General features: G+C 44.0%; 18 protein-coding genes and 1 tRNA gene. 5 read left to right on the top strand and 14 right to left on the bottom strand.

Annotation, left to right across the window (positions count from 1 at the left end; translation table 11 throughout):
- The first annotated feature begins 11 nt into the window (after nt 1-11).
- Nucleotides 12-440, top strand: coding sequence for a hypothetical protein (locus Q8O71_00225; protein ID MDP2704820.1), 429 nt, complete (start codon nt 12-14; stop codon nt 438-440).
- 37 nt (nt 441-477) lie between these two features.
- Here the strand turns inward: Q8O71_00225 and rnc are convergent, their stop codons facing one another.
- The 6 genes from rnc to Q8O71_00255 form a co-directional block, all read right to left on the bottom strand.
- Nucleotides 478-1,170: a ribonuclease III gene (gene rnc / locus Q8O71_00230; protein MDP2704821.1), complete on the bottom strand. Its 693-nt coding sequence runs from the start codon at nt 1,168-1,170 to the stop codon at nt 478-480.
- Between the two features lie 5 nt (nt 1,171-1,175).
- Nucleotides 1,176-2,093 carry a transcription antitermination factor NusB gene (nusB, locus tag Q8O71_00235; protein MDP2704822.1) on the bottom strand — a complete coding sequence of 306 codons (918 nt, stop codon included), beginning with the start codon at nt 2,091-2,093 and terminating at the stop codon, nt 1,176-1,178.
- 104 nt (nt 2,094-2,197) lie between these two features.
- Nucleotides 2,198-2,425, bottom strand: a complete 228-nt coding sequence (rpmF, locus tag Q8O71_00240) for a 50S ribosomal protein L32 (GenBank protein MDP2704823.1) — start codon at nt 2,423-2,425, stop codon at nt 2,198-2,200.
- A gap of 99 nt (nt 2,426-2,524) precedes the next feature.
- Nucleotides 2,525-3,154, bottom strand: coding sequence for a hypothetical protein (locus Q8O71_00245; GenBank protein MDP2704824.1), 630 nt, complete (start codon nt 3,152-3,154; stop codon nt 2,525-2,527).
- A gap of 179 nt (nt 3,155-3,333) precedes the next feature.
- Nucleotides 3,334-3,648, bottom strand: a complete 315-nt coding sequence (locus tag Q8O71_00250) for a hypothetical protein (GenBank protein ID MDP2704825.1) — start codon at nt 3,646-3,648, stop codon at nt 3,334-3,336.
- Between the two features lie 508 nt (nt 3,649-4,156).
- Nucleotides 4,157-4,741, bottom strand: coding sequence for a ribonuclease HII (locus tag Q8O71_00255; protein ID MDP2704826.1), 585 nt, complete (start codon nt 4,739-4,741; stop codon nt 4,157-4,159).
- A 48-nt stretch (nt 4,742-4,789) separates the two neighbouring features.
- Here Q8O71_00255 and dnaE point away from each other — a divergent pair, with 48 nt between their 5' ends.
- Nucleotides 4,790-7,951, top strand: coding sequence for a DNA polymerase III subunit alpha (gene dnaE, locus Q8O71_00260; GenBank protein MDP2704827.1), 3,162 nt, complete (start codon nt 4,790-4,792; stop codon nt 7,949-7,951).
- A 63-nt stretch (nt 7,952-8,014) separates the two neighbouring features.
- On the opposite strand, the gene Q8O71_00265 is transcribed toward dnaE, so the two are convergent.
- Nucleotides 8,015-8,401 (bottom strand): hypothetical protein, encoded by a 387-nt coding sequence (locus tag Q8O71_00265; protein MDP2704828.1) that lies wholly within the window; start codon nt 8,399-8,401, stop codon nt 8,015-8,017.
- A gap of 112 nt (nt 8,402-8,513) precedes the next feature.
- On the opposite strand from Q8O71_00265, the gene thrS reads away from it, so the two are divergent.
- Entirely contained in the window at nt 8,514-10,238 is a 1,725-nt protein-coding gene (gene thrS, locus Q8O71_00270) for a threonine--tRNA ligase (protein ID MDP2704829.1), read from the top strand.
- A gap of 244 nt (nt 10,239-10,482) precedes the next feature.
- On the opposite strand, the gene Q8O71_00275 is transcribed toward thrS, so the two are convergent.
- The 4 genes from Q8O71_00275 to pheS form a co-directional block, all read right to left on the bottom strand.
- Nucleotides 10,483-12,567 (bottom strand): DNA gyrase subunit B, encoded by a 2,085-nt coding sequence (locus Q8O71_00275; GenBank protein ID MDP2704830.1) that lies wholly within the window; start codon nt 12,565-12,567, stop codon nt 10,483-10,485.
- Between the two features lie 204 nt (nt 12,568-12,771).
- Complete coding sequence (locus Q8O71_00280; GenBank protein ID MDP2704831.1) at nt 12,772-13,296, bottom strand: C39 family peptidase; 525 nt, start codon at nt 13,294-13,296, stop codon at nt 12,772-12,774.
- Nucleotides 13,297-13,300: 4 nt separating this feature from the next.
- Nucleotides 13,301-15,664 (bottom strand): phenylalanine--tRNA ligase beta subunit-related protein, encoded by a 2,364-nt coding sequence (locus Q8O71_00285; protein MDP2704832.1) that lies wholly within the window; start codon nt 15,662-15,664, stop codon nt 13,301-13,303.
- A 2-nt stretch (nt 15,665-15,666) separates the two neighbouring features.
- Nucleotides 15,667-16,362: a phenylalanine--tRNA ligase subunit alpha gene (pheS, locus tag Q8O71_00290; protein MDP2704833.1), complete on the bottom strand. Its 696-nt coding sequence runs from the start codon at nt 16,360-16,362 to the stop codon at nt 15,667-15,669.
- A gap of 244 nt (nt 16,363-16,606) precedes the next feature.
- Between pheS and Q8O71_00295 the strand changes: the two genes are divergently transcribed.
- Complete coding sequence (locus Q8O71_00295) at nt 16,607-17,848, top strand: glycosyltransferase family 2 protein (GenBank protein MDP2704834.1); 1,242 nt, start codon at nt 16,607-16,609, stop codon at nt 17,846-17,848.
- A 4-nt stretch (nt 17,849-17,852) separates the two neighbouring features.
- The gene (locus tag Q8O71_00300; GenBank protein MDP2704835.1) at nt 17,853-18,533 is read left to right on the top strand and encodes a hypothetical protein; all 681 of its coding nucleotides are present in this window, start codon (nt 17,853-17,855) and stop codon (nt 18,531-18,533) included.
- 25 nt (nt 18,534-18,558) lie between these two features.
- Here the strand turns inward: Q8O71_00300 and Q8O71_00305 are convergent.
- The 3 genes from Q8O71_00305 to tsf all read right to left on the bottom strand — a co-directional run bounded on the left by Q8O71_00305 (nt 18,559) and on the right by tsf (nt 19,664).
- Nucleotides 18,559-18,631, bottom strand: a tRNA-Thr gene (locus tag Q8O71_00305).
- A gap of 29 nt (nt 18,632-18,660) precedes the next feature.
- Entirely contained in the window at nt 18,661-19,083 is a 423-nt protein-coding gene (locus Q8O71_00310) for a hypothetical protein (GenBank protein MDP2704836.1), read from the bottom strand.
- Entirely contained in the window at nt 19,083-19,664 is a 582-nt protein-coding gene (tsf, locus tag Q8O71_00315; GenBank protein ID MDP2704837.1) for an elongation factor Ts, read from the bottom strand. The genes Q8O71_00310 and tsf overlap by 1 nt, the downstream gene beginning before the upstream one ends.
- Between the last annotated feature and the right edge of the window lie 21 nt (nt 19,665-19,685).

Here is a 19,685-nt window from a genome sequence, read left to right on the forward strand (position 1 = left end):
AGGCGATATTTATGGCTATTATATCGTTGGTACTCAGTACGCTTATGTTCGTCAGTCCACTTGTAGAAAACAGACCCAAGCACCTTCTCGTCAAAGAGAGACAAGAGATTGGGTACAAACTGGTAGTCTCAGAACCTTTTCAGTCTGGAATGAAAAATGTATGGTGCATTAAATTTATTCTTGCAGGAGAAAAAAACGAGACAGGTGAGGTGGGCGTATACGAAAAGGTCAAGAACGGTACGGGAGAAGTAAGTGTTTTTAAAGCGTTGAGTACTCAAGAAATAGAGCAGTACACGCGGGTAGCCTTTTATAGCGAAAAGGAAACACGTGAGTCGATTATAGAATCGATTAACGGCGGGAAAATTTTTATTACAGCCGTTCACCTTGTCTATATTGAGAATGGTAAAGAGGCGCTTCTGTACATTGCGCACACAAACTAAAAAGACCCTCATATATTTTATTGTTGAGGGTCTTTTTCTATTTCCAGCCGCTTTTTTGGAGAGCGTTCTTGGCAGCCTCCTGCTCGGCGATTTGTTTTGAGCTTCCTTCGCCAGAAGCAATCATGGTTTCATTTAAAAATACTCCGACGACAAACTGTTTGTCGTGGTCCGGGCCGGTTTCTCTCAATATTTGATATGCCGGCGTAATTCCTTTTTGTTCCTGGGCGCGTTCCTGGAATAAGCTTTTCGCGTCAATAAGAGCGCCACTTTCAATAATTGCGTCAATCAAAGGCCTGACGTGTTTGAGGACAAACATTTTTGCCGACTCGTAACCTTGGTCAAGATATATCGCACCGATAATCGCTTCAACCGCGTTTGCGATAATGAACTGCCGCGCGCGTCCAACGTCTTTCGCTTCTCCCTTGGATAACAAAAGGAAATCATTGATTCCGACATCGATACCGACTTGGGAGAGACTGTTTGCATTTACAAGCGCCGCTCTGTAAGCGGTAAGGTCGCCCTCGGTCTTCTCCGGATACTCTTCAAAAAGATAATGGGTGATAGCGAGCTCAAGCACCGCGTCACCCAAAAACTCGAGGCGTTCGTTATGGGCCAAGGAAAGGTCGCGGTGCTCGTTGATGAAGGAACGGTGAATAAAGGCCTGCTTGAGAAGGTCCTTGTTTTTAAAGGTTATTCCTATTTTTTGTTCAAAATTTGAAAAATCCGTCATTTGTTCTATTTCTTCTGCTGTGGATGCTTTTGCAAGAGTATGTTAATCGCTTTTGTGACCAATGGCAAGATGTCGTTGTAAAAATTGAGTGTGATAATGTCGCTCAGTTTAAACCACTTTACGTCATCAAGGCCCCCCTCTTTCATAAGTTTTACATCGTCAAAAGGAGACGACGCAAGAAAATATACGACTTGTTTTTTTATTTTACCCTTTTCCGGGTCAAAGGTCGTGTATGAATTTTCACCCAATTTTTCTTCCGGAGAGATGGTAAGGCCGATTTCCTCTTTGATAACGCGTACAACACCCTCCTCTTCCGATTCTTTCTCGTTGAGGTGACCTTTGGAGAGGGTCCAGTACCCGAATACGTCATGCACAAGCGCGAGGTAAATTTGTTTCTTTTCAACGGCATAGACAATGGCACCCGCGAGCCGTTCCACCGGCAATTGGCTGTCAGGCACATCGGGTGAAAACTTTTTACGTTTGGAAATCTCGTCTTTCCCCGGTTCCCCCATTTCTTTGTACACGGCGCCAAGTACCCCGTTTATAAATTTTCCGCTCGTTTCTCCTCCAAACGTTTTCGCCAGTTCAATCGCTTCGTTAATGGCGACTTTGGGTGGCACTTCTTTTCTGTCCGAGAAAAGCAATTCCGAAAGTCCGATGCGTAAAATATTCCGGTCGATGATTGAGATACGGTCAATCGGCCAGTCGGGAGCGGCTTTCTCGATAATGCGGTCAAGGTCCTTTGACTTCTTGATAACCGTGTCCAGGAGTCCCTCCATAAACGAAAAATCTCCCATGCCGGGAGCAAATTCCTCTACATTCCTCTTAAGGATTTCTTTGACCTCACTGCTATTTTTGGACGCAAAATCCCACTCGAATAGGGTTTGCATCACAATTGATCGTGAAAGGTGCCGATTAGCCATATTTTACAACGTGCATATGTAACTTCTCATCCTCAATCTTATCAAAAAACAAAACCTGCTACAAACTTCTTTTATTGCCTGGCACAACGAGAGGGTTCCGCCTCTTATTTCTTCTCCGTTTCTTTTTTCTCTTCGGTCTTTTTAAGTTTTTTGGCCTTTTTTTCTATAGCCGCGGACACGTTAACAATTTTCCTGCCGCGGTATTCTCCACAATTTTTACATACGGTGTGGCGTGATACGGGAGATTTGCAATTCGGGCATATAGACAAAGCCTCCGCCTTAAGGGCGTGGTGAGAACGGCGGTTCGCCGTGTGGGATCTCGTGTGTCGCATTCGTACAACCATATCTGGGCAAGTATAAAACATTTTAAAGAAAAAGCAAGAAAAAACCCGCAACATTGCGTTGCGGGTTTTTGAAAAACTTAAGGAAGATTATCCGTTGCAGCATGCCTGCATACCAAAGAATCCTCTGAACGTTTTCACAAAAGGAATGTTCTTGTGAGAACGAACCATCGTGAGACGATCAAAAGAAAGGAACTTCCGGTAAGAAGGCTTTAATCTTTGGATGATTGGAAGTGACAAGGTGAGAAACGCCTTATGCGTAGGAAAAAGATTTTCCATCGCGAAACACAGCGGTACCCACTCAGGCGCTTTCCATTCTTCCTTCCGCACCTTCCCCCCGACTGATTCGGTGAAGGTTCGCATTTCCTTTCTCAAAAACAATTCTCTGCCTGTAGCGTCAACGAAAAAAATCTTCTGCGAGTAACCAAACATTGTACCAATGTCTTGAAGCTGCTCGCATTCGTTCGGTTTAAGCGTGACGCCAATTTTTTCTCTGCATGCGCGACACAGGGTTGATACGGGTTCCTCACCCGACAATTGCCTGCTTCCCGGAAGACGAAACATCCACTTCCCTGACCCCCTTCTTGCCGAATACGCAAGAATGTAGGGTATCTCGTTCACTTCTTTGCTAATGATGCCCAGAGCATAATGTTCGCTTCTGTAGCCCACTATCTTTCGAATTGAAGAGCGATACGGAAAAAGTGAACTGCGTTTTTCCATAGATATCACCATCCTTTTTGTTTTTCGGTTGTAAAGAACTTTACACTGACAAACTGGGCAAACAATAACAAAAATTGGGTAGTTTGTCAATTATCTGTTCACACAGTTTTTGGCTTATTACAAAGAAAAAGCCCCGTTCACTTGAAAGTGAACGGGGCGGAAGCGGGTTTTGCTTACTCTTACGAGGAGGCAAAACAATTGCAAGTGAGGCGGCGGAAGAAGGCGATAGTTACAAGAAAACCGAGAAAAACAATCGCCGCAACCAACAACAGGCCTCCCGCAGTCATGCCTGGAGGCAACAGAGACAGCGTACAGGCCGTATCACATCCCCCAGGACCGGCTTTGTGGAGAATTCCTGTCAGATTCCCCCACTGGTGCACAATTGCCGGCCACAGCGTTCTGAGAATCTGCCAGAATATATACACATAGGCAAACAGTACAACTAAAAAGATACCGTAGGCGGTTTTATCCAAACCCTTTTCCGTCTTAGTCATTTCTCCTCCTTTTTGTTTGAAAGAACCTATATTTACTTTTCTTAATCATAACAAAAAAAAGAGGTTCTGTCAAATAAAAACCCGCGCCTTTCGCAAAGCGCGGGTTAAGATGTTCTTACAGTTCATCCAGTCTGTTATTTAAAAAAAGGTACAAAAACCTACCGACCGCATAGGCACACGTGAGACAGAAGCCCAATAGCGAAAGGAGTCCTACCCCCATCATCAAACCTTCAGCGGTTGCTAGGTTAACTCCCCAACCGCGCGACACGTTAATTGAAAACGTGATATGGGTTCCAAAAAGCCGGCTCAGGCAGAAATAGGAACCCCAGAGAAACAAAATGACAACAACCAGGCACAGAGAGACGAAAATATTCTGTATAAACCTGATACGCTGTCTTTCTGCCCATTCTTTGTCGTCCAGTATATATTTGGTTATCACACAACCCTCCTTTTTGAATTTTTAAAATACGGGAATCTGGTGAAAATTATCAACATAAAAATCTTTCTGTCAAATAATATTTTTTAGAAAACTTCTTCGGTGCAATAAAGAAGGTCCGTGTTTTTTGATGCGCTTTATGTGAAGAGAAGTTCCATAACCTTTATGGATTTCGAAAGAGTAATTCGGGTATAGTTTTGCATAACGCACCATCCTGCGGTCGCGCAGGACTTTCGCGATAATTGATGCAAGACTGATAATCGGTTCTTTTTCGTCTCCTCCGATAATCGTTTTTTGAAAAGAAAATGATGGGGGCGCTTTCAGGCTTCCATCAAGAAGCACAAGTGAGCGTTTTGGATTAACTTTTAATCGTTTCAGAAGACGTGCAATGCATAACCTCACTGCCTTTGCTATCCCTTTTTTGTCTATGGTAACCGATGATGAAAAAGACACACTGTATAAAATTTTTTGTTTTTTGAGTTTAGAGAACCATTCTTCCCGTTTGGCCAAAGAAAGCGCCTTTGAGTTGCGGATATGTTTAAAAAAGGCTTTGGGAAATCCGACAGGAACAACAACCGCTCCCACGGAAACAGGACCGGCAAGCGGTCCTCTTCCTGCTTCGTCGATACCGACAATATATTGGATTTCTTTTCTCATACGCCCATCGTATCACGAACCCGCCGACGGTCTGATATAATTTCCTCAATGTCATCTTTCGTCCATCTCCACACGCACAGCCATTACAGCCTTCTCACCGGTTTGCCCAAGATTAAAAACCTTGTTTCGGAGACAAAAAAGCTTGGGATGGATGCCATCGCCCTGACGGATAACGGAAACCTATACGGAGCGGTTGAGTTTTACAAGGAATGCAAAAAAGCGGGAATAAAACCGATTATCGGAGTTGACACCTACGTTGCGGCGAGAAGCCGTCACGACAAGGAAGCAACTCTGGATTCGGTGCGGACACGCATCGTGCTTCTTGCAAAAAATCTTACCGGATACAAAAATCTTCTTAAACTCGTCACTCTTTCCTACCTTGAAGGTTTTTATTACAAGCCTCGTCTCGACAGAGAATTGATGGAGCGGTATGCGGAAGGCCTTATCTGCATTTCTCCTTCTTTCAGAGGAGATATCGCTCTTTCCGCAATTTCAAAAAATTTCGACAAAGCCAAGAAAAGCGCGGCATGGCATATAAAAACATTCGGAAAAGAAAACTTTTTTATAGAAATCACTCACCATCCTGAGATTGATGGGCACGCGGAAAAAATGAAATTTCTTCAGATATTCGCGAAAGAATTGGGTATACCCCTCGTGGCCGCCCACGATGTTTATTACCTCAAAGCTCAGGATAAAAAAGTGCGTGATACGATGATGTCGATTCAGATGAATAAGGAAACGCACTTCAACGATGTTGAAGATTTTTCCCTTATCGATTCCGATACCGCGGCACGATACTTTGCGGACATTCCTGAGGCGGTCATCAACACGAAAAAAATAAGCGAGATGTGCAATCTTGAACTTGAGCTCGGGAAATGGGTGTTTCCCGCGGTACAACTCCCCGAGGGAAAAACTCACGATGATATGCTCCGCGATATTGTGGTAGAAGGACTTGAGCGGAAAAAAATGGAGAAAACGAAAGAGGTTGAAGAAAGAATCGAGTATGAGCTCGGAATTATTAGAAAAAAAGGTTACGCGCCGTATTTTCTTGTCGTCTGGGACCTGATGGAATATGCGCACGAAAAAAATATCCTTACCACCATCAGAGGTTCCGTCGCGGGGTCTTTGGTAACGTTTCTTGCAGGAATTACAAACGTCAATCCTCTTGAATACAAACTTCCGTTTGAACGTTTCCTCAATCCGGAGCGTCCGTCCCCGCCCGATATCGACATGGATTTCGCCGACAACCGGCGTGATGAGATGATTGATTACGCGAGACGCAAATATGGCGAGGATAAAGTGGCGCAGATAGGTACGTTTGGAACAATGATGGCCAGAGCCGCCGTCCGCGATGTAGCGCGTGCCTTGGGCTACTCATACGGCGTCGGAGACCGTATCGCTAAACTTATTCCGTTCGGCTCGCAAGGTTTTCCCATGACCATAGACCACGCCCTTGAGATTACGCCGGAACTCAAATCCTCATACGGCAACGATGCCGACACAAGAACCATTTTGGACATGGCGCGCGCGATTGAAGGATGCGCACGGCACATTTCCGTTCATGCCGCGGGCGTTGTTATTTCCCCCACTCCGCTTACCGACTTCGTGCCGCTCCAGTTTGACCCCAAAGGAGGAAAGCTGATCACCCAGTACGACATGCATTCCGTTGAAGACGCGGGACTTTTGAAATTCGATTTTCTCGGCATCAGAAACCTGTCCATTCTTGCGTACGCGGTTGAACTCGTGGCGGAGCTTAAGGGTGTGAAAGTCGATATTGAAAATATTCCCCTTGATGACAAAAAAACTTTTGAAATGCTTGCGCGCGGAGAAACCATCGGCCTGTTCCAGCTCAACGGCGCCGGAATGACGCGTTATCTAAAAGAGCTCAGGGCAACGACAATTCACGATATAAACGCCATGGTTGCCTTGTATCGCCCCGGACCCCTTGAATCCATTCCGCTTTATATTGAGCGCAAACACAACTCAAAACTGGTTTCGTATCTGGACCCGCGCCTTAAGGATATCCTTTCCCAGTCGCACGGAGTTATTACGTATCAGGACGACGTTTTGTTGATTGCCATCAATCTCGCCGGGTACTCTTGGCTTGAAGCGGATAAATTGCGCAAAGCGATGGGAAAGAAAATTCCGGCAGAAATGGAGGCGCAAAAAGAAAAATTACTTTCGGGCTTTATCAAAAACGGCATGACCAAGGAAAAAGCCGAGAAGCTTTGGAAACTTATTGAGCCATTTGCCGCGTACGGGTTCAACAAAGCTCACGCGGCAAGTTACGGAAAAGTCGCGTATCAGACTTCGTATATGAAGGCCAACTTCCCTGTCATTTATATGGCGGCGGTGCTCACCGCGGACGCGGGAGATGTGGAAAAAATCGCCGAAACCATCAACGAATGCAAGCGGATGGGCCTTGCCGTGCTTCCGCCGGACATCAACGAAAGTTTTAGAGACTTCACCGTTGTCGGAGGCGGCACGGAAAATGAAAAAATACGTTTCGGCCTTTTGACTATCAAAAACCTCGGCGAAGGCGTGGCGCACAGTATCATTGACGAAAGAAAAGCGAACGGAAAATACACGTCGCTTAAAAATTTTCTTGACCGTATTACAGACAGGAATTTGAATAAAAAATCACTTGAGGCGCTTATCAAATCCGGTGCCCTTGATGAATTCGGGGAACGCGGGGAACTTATTCATAATCTCGAAAATATTCTTGAATATAACAAGCAGAAAAACCACGGGCCCAAAAACCAGGATTCTTTGTTCGGAAGCGTTCACGAAGAAAGCGCACCTCTTACGCTTGAAAAAGCAGGCGCCGCGGGGACGGAAGAAAAATTGACGTGGGAAAAAGAACTGCTCGGTTTATACGTTTCGGGACATCCATTGGATAAATTCAGAGAAAAACTTGAAAGCAGAGATTTCCCGATTTCAAAAATTAAGGACGGAATGAAAGAAGGTATGGAAGCGGTTGCGGCGGGGATTATTGAGGAAGCAAAAAGTATTCTTACCAAGCGCGGAGAACGGATGATGTTTCTTAAAATTACCGATTTTACGGGAAGCATCGAGGCTGTTGTCTTTCCCCGCGTATATGAGGAATACAAAGACATTCTTGTGCTTGATAAATGCGTCGCCCTGAAGGGAAAAATATCGAAACGCGACGGAGAGTCTAGTCTCGTCGTTGAGAAGGCAAAAATCTTGTAAGAAGTGGATATAAAAAAGAAGCGAGTTTAAATCTCGCTTCTTTTTAGTTGATCTTGCTCGTGCCTATGCTTCCAATATTGCACAAGGTGCAAGAGTTTCCTTGTTAAGAAATGTCACAGAGACCTTTCTTCCTTTTCCGCTCAGAAGGAGGGCCGACTGGAATCTTTCATTATCTATCAAAGGTTTAAAGTTAAGATAACGAGAGTATGGACTAAGATACGAGCGTAGTTCATTTTCGTGCTCTTTCATGAAAGAAACTAATTTTTCCATCGCCTTTCTATCTTCATGTAAAGGACGCAAATTGAAGGCAAAACTGATTATGGCATGAGCAACTTCCCTTTGAAGGAAAAGGTGCTGGGATACAAGGTCATCCTTTTCTTTATCGAGTCGAAACCTAAAAGGATACCCCCGCCACCAAATCAAAAATCTGTTCAACACGTTTAAAATCATAAAGAACCTCCTTTCCGTTTAAGATTATTTAAAAGTAAATTGGTACAAAAGTCAAGATTCCCTACAAAACAATGCATGGATATTTCTTGTAATAATTGCTAGTATTTTCAACATGGACTCGAAAAAACTAGAACACCTGCGACACTCTCTTGCCCATCTCTTGGCAGCAGCAGTCCTGAAGTTATACCCCGATGCAAAGCCTACCCTCGGGCCCGCCATTGATAACGGTTTTTATTACGACTTTGACTTTCCCACCCCGGTTGCGGAAACCGACCTTCCGAAAATTCAAAATGTAATGCGGGAGATTTTAAAAACGTGGGATTCTTTCGAAGGAGAAGAGGTTCCTCCGGAAGAAGCAAGAAAACGATTTCAACACAATCCGTACAAACTTGAACTTATAGATGAAATAGTCGGGAAAAAAGAACCCCTGACTTTGTATACATCGGGAACATTCACCGATTTGTGCCGCGGTGGGCACGTTGAAGACATAAAAGAAATAAAGCCCGACGCATTCGAGCTTTCTCGCCTTGCCGGAGCATATTGGCGTGGTGATGAAAAAAATAAAATGCTTACTCGTATTTATGGCCTTGCGTTTCCAGATAAAAAGGAACTCGAAGAATACAAAAAAATGATGGCGGAGGCGGAAAAACGCGACCATCGAAAATTGGGCAAGGATCTGAAGTTTTTTACTTTTGACGATGATGTTGGTCCGGGACTTCCGCTGTGGTTACCGAATGGCACGGTGGTGATTGAGGAATTAGAAAAATTAGCAAAAAAAACCGAGAAGGATGCCGGCTATAAACAGGTACGTACCCCGCATATTGCCAAAGAGTCCATGTATAAGAAAAGCGGACATCTTCCCTATTACGAGGAAACCATGTTCCCTCCGATGGAGTATGAGGGCGGAAGATATTACTTGAGAGCGATGAATTGCCCTCATCACCACAAGATTTTCGCGTCAGAAAAACGCAGTTATAAAGATTTGCCATTGCGCCTGTCGGAATATGGCACGGTATACCGTCACGAAAAATCCGGGGAATTGTTCGGCCTTATGAGAGTGCGTATGCTTCAGATGAACGACGCACATATTTACTGCAGCGAGGAACAGTTCGCCGATGAATTCAGGAAAGTGAATGACATGTATCTTCATTATTTTAAAATTTTCGGTTTGGGAAAATATGTGATGCGTTTTTCCACGCATGACCCAAAAAAACTCGGGGAGAAGTATGTTGATGAGCCGGAATTGTGGGAAAAAACCGAGAATATGGTGCGAAATGTTCTTGTTGAATCAAAGATTCCCTACGTGGAAGTTCCCAATGAAGCGGCTTTTTACGGACCCAAAATCGACGTGCAAGTATGGAGCGCGATTGGCAGAGAATTTACCCTTGCTACGAATCAAGTTGATTTTGCCGTACCAAAACGATTCAACCTTACGTACACCACAAAGGAGGGACGGGAAGAAACTCCTTTATGTATCCATCGTGCACCGCTTGGAACTCATGAACGTTTCATCGGCTTTCTAATTGAGCACTACGCCGGAGCATTCCCCTACTGGCTTTCTCCCGTGCAGGTAAAAGTGCTTTCTATAGGAGAAAATCACAAGAAATTCTCCAAAAAAGTTTCCGAATTTCTGAATGAAAATAATGTGCGCGTAGAGCTTGATGACACTGATGAGGGACTCGGCAAAAAAATACGCGCTGCAAAAGTAAGCAAGGTTCCGTATATTTTTGTCATTGGAGATAAAGAAGTTGAAGCGGAAAGCGTCACTATTGAAAGCAGGGACAAGGGAAACATCGGCGTTCACCCACTTGATAAGATAATTCCGGAACTCAAATAAAAAACCCGCTTCAAGCGGATTTTTTATTTGAGTTCTTGTTTTCTCTTCACGTTAGAGTGAAAATTTATTTTTGCCAAACCTTGCGGAGTCCGAAGAGGGCGTGAGAAAGAGAATACTTGAAGCTTCCGCAAGACCTTGTGAGGTTTTTTCTTAAAAACCCACAAGGTGTACAGCTCCTGTAAGGAGCAGAGAAAAATTCAGCAGAATTTTATCGTGTTTGGGAAAAATAAATTGGAACGGGTTTTTAAATGTCGAGGTTGGCTTTATGGGCGTTGGATTGGATAAATGATTTTCGGGAAGCCACATCGTCGCCCATGAGAATTTCAAATATTTTATCCGCCTCGCGGGCATCGTCAATTGTCACCTGTTTTAAAATGCGTCTTTTGGGATCCATAGTCGTTTCCCACAATTCTTCGGCGTTCATTTCTCCGAGACCTTTGTAGCGCTGAATATTTACTTTAGGAACTCTTTTTGCCTTCTCCTCTTCAACTTCCACAGTTTCGGGCTCGGCGCCTTCTTCCTGCACCTCTTCAACTTCTTCCGCTTCTTTGGCGTCTACACCAAGGTCTTTGAGAGACTTGAGTTTTTCATTATCGGAATATGCATAGCGGACTTCTTTGCCTTTGGAAATCTTGTACAACGGGGGCTGGGCAATATAAATAAATCCGCCGTCAAGAAGACCTCGCAGAAAACGATAAAACATAGTAAGAAGAAGCGTTCTGATATGCGCACCGTCAACATCGGCATCTGTTGCGATAATGACTTTGTGGTAACGAAGATTGGTAATATCAAAACTGTCACCGATTGACGCTCCGAGAGCAACGACGAGATTTTTGATTTGTTCGGATGCAAGCGCTTTGTCCAAACGGGCACGTTCAATATTTAAAATTTTTCCACGAAGCGGCAAAATTGCCTGAATACGGCGGTCACGTCCGCTTTTCGCCGTTCCTCCGGCGGAATCCCCCTCGACAATAAACAGTTCGGATTCTTCCGCGGACTTGCTTTGGCAGTCGGCAAGTTTCCCTGGAAGCATCATTCCCTCAAGCGCTCCCTTGCGCAAAACGCTGTCCTTGGCCGCTTTTGCGGCTTTTCGCGCCTTAAGAGCAAGAAGCACTTTGTTTATGATTGAACGTGCTTCGTCCGGATGTTCTTCCAAAAAAGCGGTAAATCCTTCAGAAAAAACGCTTTCAACCATTCCGCGCGCTTCAAGACTCCCCAACTTTGCTTTTGTCTGTCCTTCGAACTGGATTTCACGCAGTTTAACCGCCACAACCGCGGTAAGGCCTTCCAAGACGTCTTCTCCTGTCAGGCTTTCTTCTTTTTCTTTAATCAGATTATTGTTGCGGGCGTAGTTGTTTATGGTGCGGGTAAGAGCGGTTTTAAAACCGGTAACGTGCATACCGCCTTCCGAGTTATAAATGTTGTTTGCGAACGGTAATACACGGGAAGAAATATCATCCACATACTGAAGAGCGATTTCAACACTTTCGTATTCATTCGTATGTTTTTCGGTATAAAAAATATTTTTGTGAATCGGTTTGAAAAATTTGTTGTAAAAACTTACAAGCGACACAAGGCCGCCTTCAAAACAGAAGGTGTACGAAGGGGCTTCAAGATGAATGTCTTCAAGGAAAAATATTTCAGAATCGTCAATTTCTTTTTCCCCACGGGCATCAATAACAACAATACGCAGACCACGCACAAGATACGCCTGCTGACGCATATGGTCCATAACTTTATTCAAATCAAAAGAAATTTCTTTGAAAATTTCTTCATCGGGTTCAAAGGTGACGATAGTTCCCGTCATTTTTGATGAACCGATTTTTTTGACCGCGTGCTTTTTCTTTCCTTTAGCATATTCCTGAACATATTGCCCTCCGTCACGATGCACCGAAACTTTCATGTGTATAGACAAGGCGTTGACTACCGAACCCCCGACACCGTGAAGACCTCCGGAAACTTTGTATCCTTCCCCGCCGAATTTTCCTCCGGCGTGCAACGTGGTCATTATTGTTTCAAGCGCGGAGACTTTCGTTTGTTTGTGAACGTCAACCGGAATCCCGCGGCCATTATCCGCTACGCGTACGCGATTCCCGGACAATAACGCCACTTCAATACGATTGGAAAAACCGCCCATCGCTTCATCCCGCGAGTTATCAAAAATTTCCCAAATAAGGTGGTGAAGCCCCTCGGAACTTGTGGTCCCGATATACATTCCCGGACGTCTTCTTACAGGCTCAAGACCCTCCAGAACGGTAATATCCTGGGCGCTGTAACTTCCCTTTTTGGAAGCTGGTTTTTCCTTTTTTTCCTCCTCTTTTTTCGGCATAAAGAAAAATACTTTGTTGCTGTCTCTCGCTCGGAAAAGGGAGAAAATGCTCTCCCTTTTCACTCGCTCGTTGAGCAGTAAAAACAAAAAAACGAACTGATTTCGTACCCTCTATTATACCAAAAAACGGCCTCAAAATAAAGCTGTTTTGGACATTTGAACATGTTTTTCCCCTCCCTCGGGAAAAACGATAAAAACTGAAAATTACCCTAAGAATATGGCTAATTTACGCCATTTTTTTAGAAAGTCTGGCAAAGTCATCTTTTGAAATGAGGAACCTCCGTCTTTTGTGTCAGGGTCATGAAAAATAATATGGGTAGGGCTTGCTGTTTCCCCCTCAAAACCCACAGCTAAAATGGCATGGAAAGAATCATTCGGCTTGGTAACTGACAGAAGAACCGGACGGTTTTCAGCAAGTTTTTTTATTATTTTACTAAGCCCAACTGTTTCCAGTCTCTCTTTAAACAAATCACTCGCGGAACGGAACTCCTCTTTGTATGAGGGAACTCCATGATTGTGGGCGAGAAAAACAAGTGAGTCGTGAGACCACCCATGTGGAGTATAACCACTTATGGAAACTCCTTCTTCAATAAGAGAATCAATTGAAGGAATATCCGAGGATAGAAAATCCAGACCCATCTTCAGACATGTAACGGCACAGGCCTTTGAACGCCATGACTCATCGGTCACATTGTCGTACTGAGAATAAAAAGGTGCATCAAGAGTCATCGTATTATCTTACTTTCCAATTTTTTTCTTTTTCCAGAGCATCGGACACGCGTTTCATAACGACATTAATTTCTTCGTCGGAAAGAGTCTTTTCAAAGGATTGGAATACGAGGCGAAAGGCATATGAAGTTTGTTTGCCACCTTCGGCATTTGTTTTTTCGAACACGTCAAACAGCCTGCTTTGGACAAGAAGGTCTCCCGCCTCTTTTGCAATAACGGAAAGAACAGTGTACGAGGTAATGCCGGATGGAACAAAAAGCGAAATGTCGCGAAGCATGAATGGATATGCAGAAATTTTCTCTACTTGTTTGGGGTGCTCATTGATACTTTCTTTTTCATAGGCTTTCGGTTCGGGAAGGGAGTCTATGATGTCGCCAAGGTCGATTTCATAACAAGTTTCGGAAACGGGAGGCAACTGCACGCCAAGATGTTTCCCAAGATTTTCAACTGTCTCTGCCAGTTCCTCTATTTCCTTTTTCTCTTTTGATTTTTGTCCTTTTAACGCAAGAGTGAAAGAAAGTATTTCTCCTTTCATGGAAAAAACCGTCCCGATTTCAAAAATTTTAACCGCATCCAATCCAAGTAGGTCCGCATTTCGAAGATTTTCTTCAAGCGCTTTTTTGACCCCTCCTTGCAAATTTGGTCTCAAAAAATTTTTGTCCTCGGCAAGCGGATTGGCAATTTCAATGTCTCCGTGAGAAATAAGTGAATATGTGTACGTTTCGGAAAAGCCTTTCTCTATAAGGAAATGCCGAATGACACTCGTGTAATAAAAACGTTTGTGCACGGGCGGTTTGGAGGCCTTAGGAGGCATCACTGAGGCAATTTTGGAATATCCATAGACCCGTCCGATTTCCTCAGCAAGGTCTTCCTTGATACGGACATCAAGGCGTGTAAAAGGCACAGTAACAACAAAGCGTTCTTCCTCGGAGGGTATGTGGCGGCGGTAGCCGGCAATGTGCTTAAATCTGTCGCTTTCTTTTATTTTTTCAATCACAACCTTTCCCGCTTTCTGCGTAGCGTGGGCGACTTCTCCGTCGCCAATATATACTCCACAATGGTCAACTCCTTCAGGGACCTTTGTCCCTTTTAAAAATTCTTTTGTTTCGTAGTGAACGCCATGCTCTCCAACTCCGGTATTTGCGTAAATAACATCCCCCGGTTTGGTTTCTTTCTCGGAAACCGGAGAACCCCACACATATTGGTCAACGGAAATACGTGGAATGCCTACACCGGCGCTAACGTAAAGATATGCAACAAAAGAGGAACAATCAAAGGCCTGTCCACCTTCCCTGCCAACACTTGCTCCGCGTTTGTATGGGGTACCGATATACTTTTTCGCGTCTTCAACTATTTTTTTTCTCGGAGAAACTATTTCATAAGAAAAACCCGCGCGGGTTAAGATATTTTCGATGTCTTTTTTCTGAAGTGCAATGCCCAGTATTTGTTCAATTTCATTTTTTGAAATTCCCACTTTGTATTGAACCTCATGATTCGGATATATATCAACAACGCCCTCCACGCTTGTTTTGTCTCCATGGGCTATGTCGAGAATGAGGGTGACAACCGATTGCATCGCTTCCATAGCGAGAGTGGCGGAAATTTCGTTTTCAAAACGAAGTGACGCATCGGTACGCAGGTTGAGATCTTTGGAAAATTTTCTTACAAGAATCGGGTCGAAATTTGCGGCTTCAAGAACAATATTTTTTGTCTGAGAAGAAATTTCTGCTGCCCTGCCGCCCTTAATGCCCGCTATGCCGAGAATTGCACCTGAGTTTCCGTCCCGTATCAACGGAGTGCCCTGGGGAAGGTCGTATGTTTTTTCATCAAGTGCTTCCATCTTCTCTCCTTTCTTGGAGATATCAAGACTGATAGAAATTTTATCCGCCTTCTTTTCGAATTTGTCGGCATCAAAAGCATGAAGGGGCTGACCCAAAGAAAACATAACGTAGTTTGTTGCGTCAACAATATTATTGATTGAACGCTGGCCGATTGCTTCAAGACGCTTTTTAAGCCACTCGGGGCTTTGACCCACTTTTATATCCCTGACCAAAGCTCCGACATATCGTCTGCAAAACGGATGCGCGAGAGAAATGGAAAGAGTTTTCGAGATGGGATATTTTTCAGTTTTTTCTTCTTTTTTAAGTGGAAGGTTCAGAAGCAGCGCCGCCTCCCGCGCAATTCCGCGATGTGAAAGACAGTCGTGATTCCTGTTTGGCAGAACGGCAAGATCAAAAATCACATCCTCCCCTTTCTCCTCAACCGATTCAACTTCAAAAGCCGACATTTCAATCGCTTCCGTGAACACGTCGGGCTTGGGAAGACTCCCCAAAATATAATCTGCAAGCCAGTGGTAACTTATTTTCATAATTAAAACTGATTGATAAGGCGCATGTCTCCGTTATACAAAAGCCGCACATCGGGAATACCGTATTTAAGCATTGCAAGACGGTCAAGCCCGCCCCCAAATGCAAAACCACTCCATTGCCCGGGGTGAATACCCGCCGCTTGAAGTGCGTGTGGGTGAACCATGCCCGCGCCCATGACTTCAAGCCATTTACCTTGAAACTCAATATCTATTTCAACTCCCGGTTCAACAAACGGAAAATAACTCGGACGGAAACGGATTATTATATCTTTTGAAAGAATTTTTCTGAAATACGCTTCAAGAATTGCCTTGAGATGTGCAAGAGAAACGTTCCGGTCTATCATCAGGCCCTCAAGTTGGTAAAACTGCGATTCGTGGGTCGCATCCGTTGCCTCGTGACGGAAAACCTTTCCTGGTGAAATAATCCGCAACGGCGGCGTATGCGTTTCCATGTAGCGAATCTGCACCGGAGAAGTGTGCGTGCGGAGCAATTTTCTGTCTTCAAGCGGCTTAAGCCAGAACGTGTCCCACATGTCACGGGAAGGATGGTGGGCGGGAATGTTAAGTGCGTCAAAGTTGTAACGCTCGGTTTCTATCTCCGGACCGGTCGCTACGGCAAAACCAAGCTCGTTGAAAATCGCATTGGATTCTTCAATAAGAATGCTGATAGGATGCAGATGTCCTTTGCCCGGTTCCATACCCGCCATTATATAGAAAAGAAGGCTTTATTGTAAGCGCTTAGAACGCCCCCCGCCTTAGGCGGGTGGATGAATGAGCGCATAAAGTTATGGGCGAGCGGTGGCTCGCACTTTAACAACAAAAAACCCACGGTCTCGTGCCAACACCCTGTGCTCTTGGCAGGAGGTTTTTTATTTCAAAGTTTTTTCCCGAAGAAAATTTGTAAAATAGCCAAAGAGGGGTATAATCAGGGAAAATTGAGAGATGAATGACGCACAGACGGTGGTAATTTATATGCTTCTTTTTGTTTCCCTCTATTTTGAGGTTTTTTTGCTTGTAACGTATCTCGAAAAAAGAATTCAGATTAAATACGAGACGTCGCGTAAAAACACTTTTTTCCCTTCGGTTTCAATCATTGTTCCCTGTTTTAACGAGGAACACACCGTGGTAAAAACCATTCAATCACTTCTGCGTCTCGATTATCCGGAAGAAAAAATTGAAATTATTGTCGTGAATGACGGAAGCCGCGATAAAACAGCGCAAATACTGAAGGAAAATTTTTCAACCGAAAAAAGAATCACCGTGCTCCATAAAGAAAATGGAGGAAAGTACACCGCCCTAAATTACGGCCTAACACATTCACACGGAGAATTTGTCGGTTGTCTGGATGCGGATTCTTTTGTTGAGCCGAGCACCCTTTCCAATATCATCTCGTATTTTGAAGATAAGACGATAATGTCGGTAGTTCCATCAATCATCGTTCACAGCCCGTCGACCGTCATCCAGTCGTTTCAGCAAGTCGAGTACCAATGGGGTATATTTTTGCGTAAAGTTCTTTCATATCTTGGAGCGTTATATGTTACTCCGGGTCCATTTTCTATTTTTCGCAGAGAAATATTCAATGTAATAGGAACATATACGGAAGGACACAAAACGGAAGACCTTGAGTTTGCTCTTCGTCTGCAAAAAAATCATTACAGAATCGCAAATGCTCATAGTGCGTATGTTCATACTGTGGCTCCGAAAACGCTCAAGACCCTGTATGCCCAACGTCTCCGATGGACGTATGGATTTCTTAAAAACGCTTTTGATTATCGGGAACTGTTCTTCAAGAAAGAATACGGTCACTTAGGGCTCTTTGTTCTTCCAATGGCAGCGGGAACTATTTTTACAACTCTGTATACGGTAGGAAACGTCATTTTTGAAATGCTTATGAAGGGCGTTGAAAAGTGGGTTGAAATCGCCACGGTAGGAGTGGATATCTCCTGGAAAGGCTTTCATTTTGATTGGTTTTTTCTCAATACCGACGGGATTTTATTCCTCAGTACGATATTGTCGGTCATAACCGTATTGCTTATCCTTATTGGGAAAAAGCTTGCTGTTGGAAAGATGACTTTCTCAAGAGACCTTGTTTACTTTTTTCTCCTCTTCCCTTTTATTACACCTTTATGGCTTGGAACAGCGATTTACCGCGTCGCCTTTTCAAAAAAGGTAAGTTGGAGATAGAATCATGCGAGAAGGGATTGAAATAAAAAAATATTTCTTTGTGTTGCTTATAACCACGGCAATTTTTTTTACTGCTTTTTATATTTCAAACTACCTCAATGACAAGAAACTGACCGAACTGAAAACCATTGAAAACAGAATCGCCATAGATATTCTCTCCTCCGAAACTCAGTATTCACTCCTTGCCGAGTCGTCATGTCAAAATATAGGAGCGTCTGTTCTTTCCGAGGAGCTTGGTCCTCTCGGGGAAAAACTGGCCTTCGCGGAAGAAAGCCGCGGGACAGATAATCCGGAAGTGATCGCTCTCAAAAAATCCTACTCTCTTCTTCTGATCAAAGACTACTTGCTCATGAACAAAATCAGCGAAAAATGTAAACTTGACCCTGTTTTTATTCTTTATTTCTATTCAAACGAAGGCGATTGTCCGGACTGTGTACGGGAAGGATACGTGCTTACCCGTTTGCGGGAAAAATATCCGACCCTTCGTATTTACGCGTTTGACTACAATCTCCCTCTTTCAGCGGTAAAAACACTTGTTTCGATCAAACGTATTGGCAAGGACTTGCCTGCCCTTGTTATCAACGATAAGGCCTATTATGGGCTCAGGAGTGTTGAAGAAATTGAAGCCATCATACCGGAAATCAAGGCGCTGGCGGAAACCGCCTCATCGACTCCGGGAAGATAGCATTTTGACCGGTTCACTTTCAGTGAGCCGCCTCCCAGACTTGAACTGGGGACCTTCGCTTTACAAAAGCGTTGCTCTACCAACTGAGCTAAGGCGGCGTGTTCTAAACAGTACCAAAAAGAAAAGCTTATTTCAAAGTTTCCGTTTCTTTCTCAACATTTTTCTCACTTCTCCCCTCATTCCCGTTCTTATATTCGGAAACCTGTTTCAAAAAGTCGGAATTTGTTCCGTTGTTTTTGAGGGGGTATTGCCCCCGGGAAGATTCTTTGAATGTATTATATTTTTTTTGAAGATTGTTGAGAAAATTCAAAGCGGAATTTTTTATTCTTTGAAACGCCAACTTCAGTTGGTGTTTCAAACTCCCCTCCCCTTCTCCCCGAAAAAAGAAAAAGAACGCGCTGATTTTCGGAGCAAAATAGTTATCGAAGTTTGCCAACCACAGAGAAAGCCCGAACGAGCGGCCTTGTCTGCGTTCAAACTCTTTTAGAACAAACAACCCGACAAGACATGTAAGGGAGAAAACGAAGAGTGTAAAAACTATTTTCTCCATTAGTCGATGGAAAAACGCGTAAAACGGACGACTTCCGTTTTTTCTCCGAATTTCTGAACCGCTTCTTCAATAAGATTTTGAATCGTTACTTCAGGGTTTTTAATAAATGCCTGGGCAAGCAGAACTCTTTCATTGAAATACGCATCAAGTTTCCCGGAAAGAATTTTTTCCTGAATTTCTTTCGGTTTTCCCGAAACCTCCTCGGAAAATACTTCCGTTGCCTTTGCCTTTGCGGCTTCGGGAATATCTTCTTTTTTCAAATATTCAGGATTAAGTGCCGCAACATGCATGGCAATATCATACGCAAGACGCTTGAATTCCTCGTTTCGGGCAACAAAGTCCGTTTCACAGGCAAGTTCAACAAGCACCCCCACCATTCCCGTATTGTGGATGTAAGCGGCAACGGTACCCGATTTAAGCTCGCGCGTCGCCTTTTTATCGGCAACAGCTTTGCTCTTTTTACGCAGGATGATAATCGCCTTTTCCTTGTCTCCTTGAGCTTCCTCAAGAGCCTTTTTGCATTCCATAACGGACACTCCGGTAATGTCTCGTAATTCTTTTATTTGTTCCGTAGTAATCATAGTTATTTGCCTAAAGAACCA

It is taken from the genome of bacterium, from assembly GCA_030690305.1.
Taxonomy (GTDB): domain Bacteria; phylum Patescibacteriota; class Minisyncoccia; order Phycocordibacterales; family JAGLPS01; genus JBBUCK01.